General features: G+C 53.9%; 13 protein-coding genes. 1 reads left to right on the top strand and 12 read right to left on the bottom strand.

Annotation, left to right across the window (positions count from 1 at the left end):
- Nucleotide 1 precedes the first annotated feature (1 nt).
- Nucleotides 2–1,759, bottom strand: coding sequence for a succinate dehydrogenase flavoprotein subunit (sdhA, locus tag JCR24_RS01115; protein WP_011232146.1), 1,758 nt, complete (start codon nt 1,757–1,759; stop codon nt 2–4).
- 169 nt (nt 1,760–1,928) lie between these two features.
- On the bottom strand, nt 1,929–2,537 hold the full coding sequence (locus tag JCR24_RS01110; RefSeq protein WP_238979932.1) for a succinate dehydrogenase cytochrome b558 subunit: 609 nt from the start codon (nt 2,535–2,537) through the stop codon (nt 1,929–1,931).
- 244 nt (nt 2,538–2,781) lie between these two features.
- Between JCR24_RS01110 and JCR24_RS01105 the strand changes: the two genes are divergently transcribed.
- Complete coding sequence (locus JCR24_RS01105; protein WP_013144566.1) at nt 2,782–3,234, top strand: YslB family protein; 453 nt, start codon at nt 2,782–2,784, stop codon at nt 3,232–3,234.
- A 48-nt stretch (nt 3,235–3,282) separates the two neighbouring features.
- Here the strand turns inward: JCR24_RS01105 and uvrC are convergent, their stop codons facing one another.
- The 10 genes from uvrC to JCR24_RS01060 all read right to left on the bottom strand — a co-directional run bounded on the left by uvrC (nt 3,283) and on the right by JCR24_RS01060 (nt 14,222).
- Nucleotides 3,283–5,055: an excinuclease ABC subunit UvrC gene (uvrC, locus tag JCR24_RS01100; RefSeq protein ID WP_011232149.1), complete on the bottom strand. Its 1,773-nt coding sequence runs from the start codon at nt 5,053–5,055 to the stop codon at nt 3,283–3,285.
- A gap of 6 nt (nt 5,056–5,061) precedes the next feature.
- On the bottom strand, nt 5,062–6,507 hold the full coding sequence (locus JCR24_RS01095; protein WP_023633490.1) for a hypothetical protein: 1,446 nt from the start codon (nt 6,505–6,507) through the stop codon (nt 5,062–5,064).
- Between the two features lie 47 nt (nt 6,508–6,554).
- The gene (locus tag JCR24_RS01090; protein WP_014196469.1) at nt 6,555–7,481 is read right to left on the bottom strand and encodes an FTR1 family iron permease; all 927 of its coding nucleotides are present in this window, start codon (nt 7,479–7,481) and stop codon (nt 6,555–6,557) included.
- Nucleotides 7,482–7,506: 25 nt separating this feature from the next.
- Nucleotides 7,507–8,268, bottom strand: coding sequence for a hypothetical protein (locus JCR24_RS01085; protein WP_011232152.1), 762 nt, complete (start codon nt 8,266–8,268; stop codon nt 7,507–7,509).
- A 343-nt stretch (nt 8,269–8,611) separates the two neighbouring features.
- Nucleotides 8,612–9,373: a glycosyltransferase family 2 protein gene (locus JCR24_RS01080; protein WP_238979931.1), complete on the bottom strand. Its 762-nt coding sequence runs from the start codon at nt 9,371–9,373 to the stop codon at nt 8,612–8,614.
- On the bottom strand, nt 9,330–10,829 hold the full coding sequence (locus JCR24_RS01075) for an alkaline phosphatase family protein (protein ID WP_238980005.1): 1,500 nt from the start codon (nt 10,827–10,829) through the stop codon (nt 9,330–9,332). Before JCR24_RS01075 ends, JCR24_RS01080 begins: the two co-directional genes overlap by 44 nt.
- Entirely contained in the window at nt 10,826–11,758 is a 933-nt protein-coding gene (locus JCR24_RS01070) for a lysylphosphatidylglycerol synthase transmembrane domain-containing protein (RefSeq protein ID WP_031212294.1), read from the bottom strand. The genes JCR24_RS01075 and JCR24_RS01070 overlap by 4 nt, the downstream gene beginning before the upstream one ends.
- On the bottom strand, nt 11,748–12,692 hold the full coding sequence (locus JCR24_RS01065; RefSeq protein ID WP_011232156.1) for an NAD-dependent epimerase/dehydratase family protein: 945 nt from the start codon (nt 12,690–12,692) through the stop codon (nt 11,748–11,750). Before JCR24_RS01065 ends, JCR24_RS01070 begins: the two co-directional genes overlap by 11 nt.
- 40 nt (nt 12,693–12,732) lie before the next feature.
- Nucleotides 12,733–12,855 (bottom strand): hypothetical protein, encoded by a 123-nt coding sequence (locus JCR24_RS17450; protein ID WP_014196475.1) that lies wholly within the window; start codon nt 12,853–12,855, stop codon nt 12,733–12,735.
- A 155-nt stretch (nt 12,856–13,010) separates the two neighbouring features.
- Nucleotides 13,011–14,222 (bottom strand): hypothetical protein, encoded by a 1,212-nt coding sequence (locus JCR24_RS01060; protein ID WP_238979930.1) that lies wholly within the window; start codon nt 14,220–14,222, stop codon nt 13,011–13,013.
- Between the last annotated feature and the right edge of the window lie 132 nt (nt 14,223–14,354).

Here is a 14,354-nt window from a genome sequence, read left to right as displayed (position 1 = left end):
CTTACTTCACTTCCTCTTTCTTTTTGCTGTAGTCGCGCTTGCGCGGTTTAATCAACGAGACGTCAACGTCTTCATAATGGAACGCCGGACCATCTGGCGTGTAGCGGGCCATCGTCGTTTTCAGCCACTCTTCGTCATTGCGCTCCGGAAACTCCGGCTTGTAGTGCGCCCCACGGCTTTCATTGCGATGGTAAGCGCCAAGCGTAATGACGCGGGCGAGCTGCAGCATGTTGTACAGCTGGCGGATAAACGTCGCTCCTTGGTTGCTCCATCTCGACGTGTCGGTGACGCTGATGTTTTTGTACCGCTCCATCAGCTCTTGAATTTTCTCATCCGTCTTCAGCAACCGGTCGTTGTAGCGGACGATCGTCACGTTCGCCGTCATCCATTCACCGAGCTCTTTATGCAGCACATAGGCGTTTTCCGTGCCGTCCATCGCCAAAATGTTCTCCCATTTTTCCTGCTCCCGTTTCACATAGCTGTCGTATAACGTCGACGGCATCGCATCCGCCGATTTCTCGAGGCCGCGGATGTAGCGGACGGCGTTCGGGCCGGCGACCATTCCGCCGTAAATCGCCGACAGAAGCGAGTTTGCCCCGAGGCGGTTCGCGCCGTGAATCGAATAGTCGCACTCGCCGGCAGCAAACAACCCTTTGATGTTCGTCATTTGGTCATAGTCGACCCATAAGCCGCCCATCGAGTAGTGAACGGCCGGGAACACCTTCATCGGCACTTTGCGCGGGTCTTCGCCCATGAACTTCTCGTAAATTTCGATAATGCCGCCGAGCTTAACATCCAACTCTTTCGGATCTTTATGTGACAAATCCAAATACACCATGTTTTCGCCGTTGATGCCGAGCTTCAAATCGACGCAGACGTGGAAAATTTCCCGTGCGGCGATGTCGCGCGGCACCAAGTTTCCGTAAGCCGGATATTTTTCCTCAAGGAAGTACCACGGTTTCCCGTCTTTATACGTCCAAATGCGTCCGCCTTCCCCGCGCGCCGATTCGCTCATAAGGCGGAGCTTGTCATCGCCCGGAATGGCGGTCGGGTGAATTTGGATGAACTCGCCGTTCGCGTAGTAAACGCCTTGCTGATAGGCGATCGAAGCCGCTGAACCAGTGTTGATGACCGAGTTCGTCGATTTCCCAAAAATGATCCCCGGGCCGCCGGTCGCCAAAATGACGGCATCGGCTGGAAACGCTTTGATTTCCATGGACCGCAAATCTTGTGCGACGATGCCGCGGCAGATTTGCTCGTCATCCAAAACGACGCCTAAAAACTCCCAATGCTCGTACTTCGTGACGAGCCCGGCCACTTCATGGCGGCGCACCTGTTCATCAAGTGCATACAAAATTTGTTGGCCAGTCGTGGCTCCAGCATAGGCGGTCCGGTGATGCTGCGTCCCCCCGAAACGACGGAAATCAAGCAACCCTTCCGGCGTCCGGTTGAACATGACGCCCATCCGATCGAGCATGTAAATAATCCCCGGCGCCGCTTCACACATCGCTTTGACCGGAGGCTGGTTCGCCAAGAAGTCCCCGCCATAGACGGTGTCGTCAAAATGCTCCCACGGCGAGTCGCCTTCCCCTTTCGTGTTGACCGCTCCGTTAATGCCGCCTTGGGCACAGACGGAGTGAGAACGCTTTACCGGAACGAGCGAAAACAGTTCGACAGGCACTCCTGCTTCGGCGATTTTAATCGTGGCCATCAAACCGGCCAGCCCACCGCCAACAACGATGATTTTCCCTTTTTTCATAGCTACTCACTCCCTAATAGATTGCTGCTTTTGCTTGCATGCCGCACGTTTTGCCTTGCCGGCCCGCCATCGACCAAGCGATCGTTCGGCGAACGGCTAAGACGCGATCTGTCACGAGCCAACGCAGCAGTTCATCGTCGAATCATTCCCTAAGAATGGAACGCTTGTCTTACGCAAACGCTAAGATGGCGCGAATGCCGACAATGGAAAGCGCGATGAAAATGATCATCGTAATGTACGTAAATACTTGCTGCGAACGAGGGGACACCGTCAACCCCCAGCTGACGCAGAACGACCATAAGCCGTTGGCGAAGTGAAAGACAGTGGACAAGATTCCAACAATATAAAATCCGAGCATAAACGGATTGTCGACAATGTTGGCCATCATATCGTAGTTCACTTCGGCGCCGAATGCGGCTTGCACCCGCGTTTCATACACATGCCAGACGACAAAAATCAATGTAATGATGCCGGTGATCCGCTGAAGCATGAACATCCAGTTGCGAAAATAGCCGTACTGGCGAGTGTTGAATTTGGCTGTAAACGCGATATAAATGCCGTATACAGCGTGGAACAACAATGGAAGGAAAATAACAAAAATTTCAAGAAAATAGCGGAACGGCAAGTTTTCCATAAACGCCGCCGCCCGGTTAAACGCTTCCGACCCACGGGTCGCAAAATGGTTGACGACCAAGTGCTGCACTAAAAAGATGCCGACGGGAACAACCCCCAGCAGCGAATGGAGCCGGCGATAGTAAAACTCGCGATTCCCTGCCATTATGTAAACCCCCTTCAATTGAATAAAAAATATGTCCCTCTCGCTCGCCATGCGGAAACGGAAACGCCTTCCATTCCCTTATTCGCTTTGTCACATTCATTGTACTCCCACATTGTACAAGCGTCAAGAAAACACTGCCACAAAATGTTCAAACATTCTCATAGTTGCGCCACCTTAGGAAAGAGGATGCACTCCGGCAGCAATTCAGCTATAATGGGGAAATGGATAGAAAGAGGGGAAAACGATGAAACAGCCACCATTAGAGGATCAATATCAAATGTTTGGGTCGATTGCGCTTTCCGCATTCGGGGCTGAGCTGCTTCGCCATTCGCTTCTTCCCGAGCTGCTTGGCAAAGATGCCGCTTCGCTGCTGTACTGGGCCGGCAAACAGCTGGCACGGCGCTACCCGCTCGGAACGCTCGATGACGTCGCCGTATTTTTTGAACGGGCGGGCTGGGGGGAGCTATCAACCGGCGAAGAGCGAAACGACGAACTATATATCGAGCTGTCAGGCCCCATCATCGCCGCCCGCTTTTCCTTGTACGGCAGCTGCTCGTTCCAGCTTGAGGCTGGATTTCTCGCCCAGCAAATCGAACAACAAAAGCGGTTCGTCACCGAAGCGGTCGAACTGCCGCCAAAGCGGGACGGCAAAGCGCGCATTTTGGTGAAATGGGATCGGAAGCAGGCGATCGAATGAAATGTAGGCAACGGGCGCCCGCTCGCAAAACGGGCGCCCGTTCAGCCATTATTCATGCAGTTTTTCATAGATTTTCTCCGCCACCGCTCGCGGAATGTTCGCCCGCTGCAACTCTTCCACCGTCGCCTCTTTCATCTTTTTCACCGAGCCGAAATAATTCAAGAGTGCTTTTTTCCGCTTTTCCCCGACGCCGGGGATGTCATCAAGCACGGAATGGAACATCGTTTTCTGCCGCGTCTTTCGGTGAAACATAACGGCAAACCGATGCACTTCATCCTGGATGCGCTGCAATAAATAAAACTCTTGGCTTTGCCGGTCAAGCGGCACGACATCCGGCGGGTCGCCGGCCAAAAGCTCTGATGTGCGATGTTTTTCGTCTTTCGCCAATCCAGCCAGCGGCACATCCAGTCCAAGTTCGTTTTCGAGCACATCCCGCACCGCCGACAAGTGGCCTTTGCCGCCGTCGATGATGATCAAATCGGGAAGCGGCAATCCTTCTTTCAACACGCGCGTATAGCGGCGGCGCACGACTTCGCGCATCGTTTCATAATCGTTCGGGCCTGCGACCGTTTTCACCTTATATTTCCGGTATTCTTTTTTCGCTGGCTTGCCATCGAGGAAAACGACGAGCGCCGAGACCGGATCGGCCCCGTAAATGTTCGAGTTGTCAAACGCCTCGATGCGGCGCGGCGCCGGAATGCCAAGACGCTCTCCGAGACGTTCGACTGCTTTGATCGTCCGTTCTTCGTCCCGCTCGATGAAATAAAATTTTTCTTTCAGAGCAATGGCCGCGTTTTTGCTCGCCAGCTCAACAAGCTCTTTTTTCTTCCCTTTTTTCGGCTGGACGACGGCAACGCCGAGCAATTCGCGGGCGAGCTCGCCGTCAATGTCGGACGGGAGGACGACTTCTTTTGGCTTCAAATGATGCGCTTTCGCATAAAACTGACCCAAAAACGTAAGCATTTCCTCATCCGGGTCTTGGTAAAGCGGGAAGATCGACACGTCGCGCTCAATCAGCTTCCCTTGGCGAAGGAAAAACACTTGCACGCACATCCAGCCTTTGTCGTACGCATAGCCGAATACATCGCGGTCGATGAAGTCGTTGAGCATCATTTTTTGCTTTTCCATCGTCATCTCAATCGCCGCGATTTGATCGCGGTATTCTTTCGCCCGTTCAAACTCGAGCGTTTCCGCCGCCTCGTGCATTTTCTCGGCCAACTCCCGCTTCACGTCTTCATACCCGCCGTTTAAAAAGCGGACGATTTGTTCAACCATCGCCTTATTTTGTTCGTCCGACACCGGGTGGACGCACGGGGCGAGGCATTGGCCCATATGGTAATACAAACAGGCGCGCGAAGGCAGCGTCGAACATTTGCGGAGCGGATATAAGCGGTCGAGCAGCTTTTTCGTTTCGTTCGCCGCCTGCACGTTTGGATACGGGCCGAAATATTTGCCGCCGTCTTTTTTCACTTTGCGGGTGATAAGCAGGCGCGGATGCTTTTCTGCGGTGATTTTAATAAACGGGTAGCTTTTATCATCTTTCAGCATGACGTTGTATTTCGGATCATGCTTTTTGATCAAATTCATCTCCAAAATGAGCGCCTCGGCGTTTGACGAGGTGACGATGTATTCGAAATCAGCGATCTCCTCAACAAGCCGCTGCGTCTTGCCGTCATGCGTCCCGGTAAAATACGAGCGGACGCGCGCTTTCAGCGACTTCGCTTTGCCGACGTAAATGACCGTTCCGTGTTTGTCTTTCATCAAATAGCAGCCCGGCTGCTCCGGCAGCACAGCCAATTTTTCTTTCAGCCGCTCGTTCATTGGCCATCACCTCACTGCTCCATCAACCCATTCGTACAGCGTAATCGTCCCATACACCGGATCAGCAAGCAAACTGGAACGATACGTTTTCATTTTGCGCACATGGCAGGAAACATCGATCCCTTGAGCCTCGAACCCTTGGACAACGTGATTGGTCATATATATCGCAGCATGGCGGTAGTTTTCTTTGTCTTGCAAAAAGAAGGAAAAATGGAGCACGTCTTTATGTGGAAAGGGCACGTTCAAATAGTCTAGGACGCGCGTCTCTTCCCACGTATATACCACAAACGGCTGCCGTTTGTCACGCAAATCGTCCGCAAGCTGATACACTGCCGGCGGCGTCTTTGCCTGCTCGCGCAACAGCCCGATGCCGATTGTAGACTGCAGCATCACCACTGCCGCGGCAAGAACAAACCGCCATGTCCGGGGCGCGGCCAGCAGCCGCCCCCACACGAAAACGAGCGCAATGTGAACGAGCGGAAGGAGATGACGCGGCTTGTCAATGTTTTGTCCGAAAAGCGCCCACAAAGCATACAGCAACGCGGAAACGACAAGCGGGCGCGGAAGCCCCAACCGCCCCGCGCGCCAGGCGATGGCGCCGACCACTGCATAGGCAGCCAGCAGCCAAGCATTTCGGCTGGCCATGCCGGTCCAAAGAAAGTTGTCAAGGACAAAGCGGCACACCCGCTCCCAAAATGGAAGAGGGCTCGCCGCCGCCGTTCCCCCCCAGTCGCTGAAATGACCGACAACAAACGCAAAGCCAAGCTTGAAAAACGGCCAAAGGCCGCCTTCCGTCGCCGCGACCGCTGCCACCCAAACAAATTGAAAGGCGGCCGCCGCCAACAGCGATGCCGCCACGCGGCCGAGGCGGCGGTGCGTTTTCCAGTCTTCATGCCAAAGCAACAATAACGCCGAGGCAAAGGGGATGTACGATAGGCGAACCCCCATGAGGATGCTGAATAACGCCATCGGCAGCAGCTGCGCGGTCCATGCCATTCGCCGCCGCGCCCATTCCACGGCCCAGATGTACCACCAAAGCACGCCGAGCGCCGCACCGTCTGACATCGGTCGGGCGGAGGCAAGAAGCACATAGCTTGAAGAAAGCACCGAAAGCGCCGCCCATAACGCCGCTGGACGCGGCATATGCCGAGCAAGCAGCAAAACGATGGGAAAGGCGGCGGAAAACAACACGAGCACATTCAAGATCGAAAGCGCTTTGGCCGGATTGGCAATGAAAGCGTGCACCGCCATGCCCCCGAGGACGAAATACGGATAGCCTGGGAAATGCGGCTGCATGGCTAACACATCATAGCGCCTAAGCGCCAAGGCAAAATCAACTTCATCCCATGTGGCCGCATACGGGCTCGCCCAATACAAACAGGCGCCAACCAACAAAGAGGCCGTTCCGACACCAAAGCCAATCCAAAAGCGGTCGCCGAACCGTTTGTTCACCGTGTTCCCCTCCAAAGAAAAAGTACAAGGCGCAGCAGCCTTGTACGTTACATGACGTTTTTTGCTTTTTCCTCCAAAGCGGCAATCGCCGGTTTCTCGACCACAGCGCTCTTTTGACCGCGGCGGCTCGTCACCAGCAAATACACGACGGCGAAGTAGCCGATATAGGCGATCACTTCTTCAAGCGACGGCATCGCTGAATAACCAAACAACGCTTTTAAAAAGACGCCGACTTCGCCGGAAAAGACGGGGGCGACGCCATGATCGCGCACGTAATGTTCGTAGTCAATCGGATGTTCTGGAAGCAGCCATGTCAAATCATATACGTGCGGCATGACGCTGCCGATGAGCCCAATGTCCTGCATCATCGAAATGGCTTGCACGAGCAGGCCAGCGGCGATCAAGACGATAAAAGCTCCGGTTACTTTAAAGAATGCTTTCAGCGGAATGCGCATCGTTCCTTTAAAGAAGAAGTAGCTGACCAAAGCGGCAATGGCAATGCCTGTCGCCGCTCCCCAGCCTTGTATGGCCGCGCCGATGTTGCCGTGCGTGATGGCAGCGAAGAAAAAAACGGTTTCCACTCCTTCGCGCAGCACGACTAAAAACGAGTGAATGACCATGCCGGCGACATTGCCGGCGGTAATAAACTGGTCCATTTTCCCTTCAACGTTTTGTTTCATGTCCCGGCTATGCTCGGCCATCCAAAACACCATCTGCGTCAAGAGCAACGCGGAGACGATCATGATGCCGATTTTTAAGTAGATTTCACTGCCCATCGCGGCAAATCCCGTGAACACGACTTGAAACAAAATGGCCGCCCCGATGCTCGCCAACACGGCCAAACCAGCACCAAGCCATACGTACTTCGTGTATTCGCGGTGATCGACACGTTTCAAATACGATGTAATGATGCCGACGATCAGCAGCGCTTCCAGCGCTTCACGAAACGTAATGAGCAGCGCTTGGACTTCCATGTCTCCGCCTCCCCTTATATTTGGACTAAGCCCGTTTCCGACGCCGCACATAAATGAGAGCCGCGCCGAGAACCACAATAACGATGACAACGAGCGGAATCCAGTTTTTTACTTTAGACAAATCGGTCCACTCTTTCTTTTGCACTGCATCCGGCTTTTCTGCAGCGTTTTCCGAAAAATGGCCGACTTTTAGGCTTTTCAGGCCGAATTGCTTCTGCAGCGTTGTTAAAATCGTCTCTTTGCTTTTCTTAAACACGTTGATATCCGATTTTTTCTCGCCGACACCGAACAGCCCCGGGTTGCCAAGCGACTGAAGCGCCTTGTCAAACTCGGTGCGCAGCTGTTTATCAAGTGCAGGGTCTTTCCCTTGGATGACCGGCGACAGCGCTTCATACGTCGCAAACGCCTTCGCCAACAGCCGCTTGCTCGTGTCGTACTGATCAAAGTTTGCCTCAATATTGTCCAAACGGCGAGCGATATTGAGCACTAAAATGTTTTCCATGTCCTTGATCACCGTTTGACGGTCCTTCGCTTCGATGGCCGCAAGCACCGCCTTGGACGGCTCAGGTCCCATATGCATGTCGATTTCTTCTTTTACGGTTTCGAAAATTTCCTTCGCTGCGGCAAAGTTCGGCGGCTGCTCGTTCAACTTTTCTTTCATCTCTTTATACGCCTCAGCAACCGCCTCTTTGTTCGGGTCTCCATACGAATAGGCGAACGCTTTCAGCGGAATGAGATTGAGAATAATGATCACTGCTATGTAAAAAAAGAAACGAAACGATTTCACGTTCCCTTCTCCCTCCATCAAGATCAATGATAATCATTATCATACTTATTGTCAATAAAAAATCATCCATCGTCGAAAAGGCTGGTGAAAAAACGATCATCTTCCTCAATCCATCGTTCGCGATTAGAGAGAAAAACAGGATTCCTCAAGTTGAGAAGTAGATCCGCATGTCTTATGACATCACCCGCCTTCTAAAAGGCTGATGATTTAGTGCAAAATACTGCTGATTCCATCTATTTCTCAATTAGAGAAACTTCGCAGAATCAGCTTTCTTTTCTGATGAAAATGCCGCCGATTGGCGCGTGAATGCAGTTTTTCGCCTGCCTTCTAAGCACGAACTGCCTTACGAGCAATGGCGCGCCCGCTCTTGGGAGCGCCCATGCGCTTCTCGATCGACGGCCACCTTTTTCACCGGACGGCGCATTTCCTTCCAGATGGCCGGGATGACCGCGGTCATATAGGCGGTGAATTTGATGAACGAACGGCCGGTCGTCCGCACTTGATAGCGGATCGGCACTTCTTTCAAACGAAACCCTTTGCGCACCAAGTTGAGCGTCAGCACTTGGGCGTAGTTGTAATCGTGGATGATTTCCGCCTCCTCCATCGCGTGGCGCGAAAAGGCGCGCATCCCCGACTGTCCGTCATACAGCCGCTGTCCTAGAAGAAGCGACTGCAGCCAAGTGAACAAATAATTCCCAAGGCGGCGATGCCATTTCATGCCGCGAATCGTGCCAAGGAAGCGCGAGCCGATCGTATAGTCCGCTTCACCGGTGAAAATCGGCGCTAAAAGGTCAGGAATTTGTTCCGGCGGATATTCGTTGTCAGCATCGATCATCACGCCGATATCCGCGCCAAGACGGACACACTCTTCAAGCCCTCGCCGCACCGCCGCACCGAGGCCGCGGTTTTCCGGCAGGCGGCAAATGATATCGGCCCCCGCTTCTTGCGCCGCTTCAGCAGTCCGGTCGGTCGACCCGTCATCAATGACCAAGACGCTGACCTCTACATCGGGATGGAAATGACGCGGAATGCGGCGAATCACGTCCCCAATCGCCCCTTCCTCATTGTGCGCCGGCAAAAAGACGATGACGCGCTGCTTCTTCATCGCTCTCCTCCTTTCTCATCGCCTCGATCAAAACCGGACCACGGCTATGGCTCGGATACGGCGCGCCGAGCAAATAGGCGATCGTCGGCGCCAGCGAGACGAGGCTTCTTTTCTCATCAACCCGTTTCCCTGCCTCAATCGCCGGACCGTACATGAAAAACGGCACATACCGCTCCCCTTCATCGAGATGGCCGTGGCCGCCGATGCCATCCGCTTGGCCATGGTCGGCGCAGACAATCAATGTCGCGCGCTCGAGCTCGCCCCGTTCCTCAAGCCAGCCGACAAACTCCGCGATCAACGCGTCGGCTTCTTCAATTTTTTCGATATACTCGTCATACAGCACACCGCGGCTATGGCCGGTCTGGTCGGTGGCGATCAATTGCACGACAAGCAAGTCCGGGTGCTGCTCTTCCACAATGCGTTTCGCCCGCTCGATGATATAACGGTCGGCGAGGTCGTTCGGCATGACGGCCGTCACCGTTTCGACATCGTCGCCGAACGAATCGACCAAATGAGCGATGCCAAGCAAGCGGCCGGTTTTTCCGATTTTCCGGAGCGAATCGAAAATCGTCTCCACTTTCGCCCCAAGCTTCCATACCATATTGGACCGGATGCCGTGCTCAAACGGATACGTCCCCGTCAGCATCGAGGTGAAGCAGACGACCGTGCGCGCCGGATAGACGGTTTCCATTTGCGCAAATTCCGTCCCTTGCGCGCGCAGCCGCTTTAAAAACGGGGCGTTGGCCGCTTCAAACCGGTCTTTGCGCATCCCATCAATCACGATGACATACACTTTGTCACTGACCGGCGCGGTGGGACTCGGCACATTGTTCGTATAAGTCGGAATGATCTCCGGCTGCCAGTCGAACAAATTCCGATGCAAAATCCATGAAAACAGCCACACCCCAGCGGCAAACAGCCAAAGCGCCCCGCACAGCGGCGCCAAAGCCGCTCCTTGATCGATCTGCTGCGAAGCGTATTCCCATACGGACAAAAGAAGAAAACATTTTGGCAGCTGCTCTTGGGCGTTGCCGCTCGTCGAATCGCTGTTTTTCAGCACCAGCTTCCAAAAGCGGGTGAAATTCCACCACGACGTGCCGATGCGCAAATGGTAATACAGCGTCCCCCAAAAAAAGACGGTAAAGAAAAAGTAAAGCCCCGACGCCAACAACAACAACGACGCATCAGCGAACGACCAAACGATGAGAAACACGACATAAGGGATCCATAAATAATTGCGCAAAAACAGTGGATAATCGTACACATAATAGACAACAAACAACGGCAGCACCGCCGTCAGGCCAATCAGCCATGTCCATGCATGGCCGCCCATAAGATCAGCGGCATGGTAGATGCTCATCGTTCCCACGACAAAAATCGGCGTGAACGGCTTTCCTTCATTCAGCAAATTCCAGCAGCGCGCCGCGATTTTTTCGAATCGTGATGCTTCTTTCATCGCCTCTCCCTTTCCTTTCTCCATACGCTCCGCACCGCCTGCCAGTCGGACCGCCAAAACCACAATACCGCGGCACCAGCGGCGTAAGAAAACAGAAATTTAAAGGCATGTGTCAACACCGCGGCCATATACGCCACATCCCACGGTGCACCAACCGTAGTTAAGGCAAACCCCATCACCGCCTCATACGTTCCGAGTCCACCGGGAGCGATTTGGGCAATTTGTCCGGAAACGGTCGCGCTGTTTGCCCACACCGCCTGTCCAAAAGAAAGCGGTATACCGACCGCTTTGGCGATCACGCCTATGACTGCCGCCTCACACAGCCAGCTCGCCGCCACCGCCCCGACCATCGCCGCGCCGCTCCAGCCGTGAAATACGCTCCGCCATCGCCGCCATAACCGATCGAGGCGGAGCGGACGGCGAAACACGATCACGGTCAGCACGAACCCGGCCGCAACGGCCGCTGCCAAGAGAGAAATGCGGGGAATGTAATGCATATACGCATACATCCCAATGACAGTCAATCCACCAAGCACCGCCATATCAAGGAGCCGCATCACCGCCACCGATTCAATGGCCTCGCTGGCTGAAACACCGGGCTGGCGGGCAAGCAAAGCCATACGCACAGCATCACCGATTTTCACTGGGGCTAGATGGTTAACAAACAAACTAAGCAGCACGGCACGCCAATAAACAGAGAAGGCGATTGGCTTTCCGACATATCGCTTCCACGCCCACGCCCGCAGCCAAAACGACAAGCCATATACGAAAGCAGCGGCAGCCATCTCGATCGGGCGGCTGACTAGCCTGGATAGATGATGGAGCATCTGCCGGCCGTCAAAGCAGCGGTATGTCAACCAAGCGGAAAAGAAAAGAAGCGCGAGCCCAGCTGCTTGCAACGCCGCTTTAGCCGCCGGTTTACCGCTCATATTCGCGCGCCCACGCCACCGTGCGGGCGAGCCCTTCGGCAAACGCCACCTTCGGCTTGTAACCAAACGCCCGCTCCGCCTTCGTGATGTCCGCCCATGTCGCTTTCACATCGCCTTTCCGCTCCGGCGCGTGCACGATTTTCAGATCGGGAAAGTGCTTCCGCAACTCAGCGAGCAGCTGCTCCATGGTGACGGGCGCCCCGGCGCCCAAGTTGAACACTTCGCTTCGCCCACCGCTGCGGTGAAGTGCTGCGATCATGCCCTCCACAATATCATCGATGTACGTATAATCACGCGCCGTTCCTTTGCCATATACGACAATCTCCTCGCCCGCCAGCAATCGGCGCAAAAACGTGCCGATCGCCATATCCGGACGACCCCACGGCCCGTAAACGGTGAAATAGCGAAAAATCGTCATTTGATAACCATATAAATGAGCATAAGCATGACAAAACGACTCCGCTCCGTATTTCGCCGCCGCATACGGCGAAACGACGCGGCCGTCAGCCATCTCTTCCCGGAGCGGGACGTTGCCGCGGTCGCCGTACACCGATGACGATGAGGCAAACAGCACATGCGCCACCCCCGCTTCCCCCGCCGCCGCCAAAACGTTCACCGTCGCCTTAATGTCATAATCGATGTAAGCGAGCGGATGCGCCAACGAATACGGCACGCCCGGCAGCGCCGCCAAATGGTAGACGACATCGGGGCGAAACTGGCTGAACCAACGCTTCGTCGCTTCCCCATCAAGCAAGTCGAAGCGGGCAAGCGGCACCCGGCCGCCGGTGAGCGCGTGAAACTGCCGCTCCTTCCGCTCAACAGGATAGTACGGATGAAAACAATCGATCGCTGCCACTTCATGACCTTGTTCATGCAGACGAGCGGCCAAATGACTGCCAATAAATCCGGCTCCTCCAGTGACAACAATTTTCAACGGTTTCACCCCATTACAAAATGGACTATCCATCAGCATCTTACCACAGCCGCTCGGAAAAGTCGCGGCGCCATGAAAAAAACCAAACGTTTCCGGACAGACGGCTGCCCTGAAGGCACACAAGCTGCCTGACATCCACCATCGAGCACTCTGCCGACATCAAATCCGCTGCCTCCTTCGTCATACAAGAGGGTGTCCCAAAAGGATCGGGACACCCTTTCTTATTACGTATATAGGTATAAAACAATCATTAAGAAACAATATGTTGTGCTTTGTTAAGGAAAATTACCCTTTTGGGTCATCCCCTTGTTTGCTAGGTTATTTCGCTTTTTCAATCACTTGTTGCAGGGCGGCTTCAATTTGCGGCAGCCATTTGTCACCCTCAGCTTTGTTTTTTGCCTTTGCCGCCTCTAGGTAACGTGTCGCCTGTTCGTTCAAGTCGGTGTATGCTTTGTCGCCAAGCAGCGTTTTGATATCCTGTTCGATCATGTTAATAAAGAGCGCGCCTTCTAAGGCGGTGATCACCGACTTGTCTTGCCCCCAATTTTCTTTGCTTTCTTCATATTCGTGAAGCGCCACTTTCGCCCATCCGCGCACGAACGCATGGTTCACCGCTTTCGGATCGAGCGTTTTGACATCGGTTTGCAGGTCAAACTGTTTCAAAATGTAGTCCGCCTCCTCCGCGGCATGCCGTTTCATATACGGATAGACGGACTGATAAAACGCCCAGCCTTCCGCCTGCTCCACTTTGGCTTCTTCGGCGTTTTCCTTGGCCGCAGCCGCCGCCTTCGCCGCATAGCCGTGCGGCAGCGCTCCGCTCGCTAAATAGAATGTTTTCATCAATGTTTTGTCCACGACTTGCTTGCCGAGGGCAAATGAGAGCGCATCATCGTTTTGGACCGCTTGCTCCATTTGGGCAAACGCCCCGTTGATCGCGTCAACCAACTTCGTTCCGTAAGCCGCATCGCGCTTTTCCACGGTCGACTGCAAAATCGCGTAAAAGGTTTTGGCTTCCTTAAGCTCTTCCTTTACTTCTTCCTTATTGGCCCAATGTTCTTCTGCTTCGGTAAACTCATGCTTGATCGTCGTGTAAAACACTTTTTGCATCAGCTTGTCAAAAATTTGCTTGACAACCAACGGCTCAAGCGACCCGTCTTTGCCGGCGGCCAGTGCGTTGGTAATATGTTGGTCAAGCGTATCTTCAAATTCCGCGTCACGTTTTTGTACAAGCGGCTGCAGCTTTTCTTTGTAGATGCTCTCCACTTTGCCGAAGTCGACCGCCCCGCCTTGCTTCGCCTTCTCAAGCTCCGCGAGCGCTTCGCTGAACGCTCCCGCATAATCGACTTCCGCTTCCGCTTCTTCCTTCTCGTTCTCCGCCTTCTCTTCCTCTTTCGGCTTTTCTTGTTTTTCCACAGCCGTTTGGTTGCTGCTTTCTTTTTCTGTTCCCGCCGTCTGTTTGCTCTGGCCGCACGCGCCAAGCGCCAACGCCGCGGCGGCAAACACGGCGAGCCACTTCCATTTCAATGACATTATGTATCCCCCCGTTCACACATCCAAAAAATGATAATCAATATCAATACAATAAGATTATAAGAGAAAATGAATTTCAATGTCAACACATGATGAAAAAGAGAGGACTCCCTCGTTGCCGGTCCTCTCTTT

It is taken from the genome of Geobacillus sp. YHL (assembly GCF_022341265.1).
GTDB classification, from domain to species: domain Bacteria; phylum Bacillota; class Bacilli; order Bacillales; family Anoxybacillaceae; genus Geobacillus; species Geobacillus thermoleovorans.
Note: the sequence above shows the minus strand (reverse complement) of the source record. Positions and strands in the feature narration are given on the sequence as shown.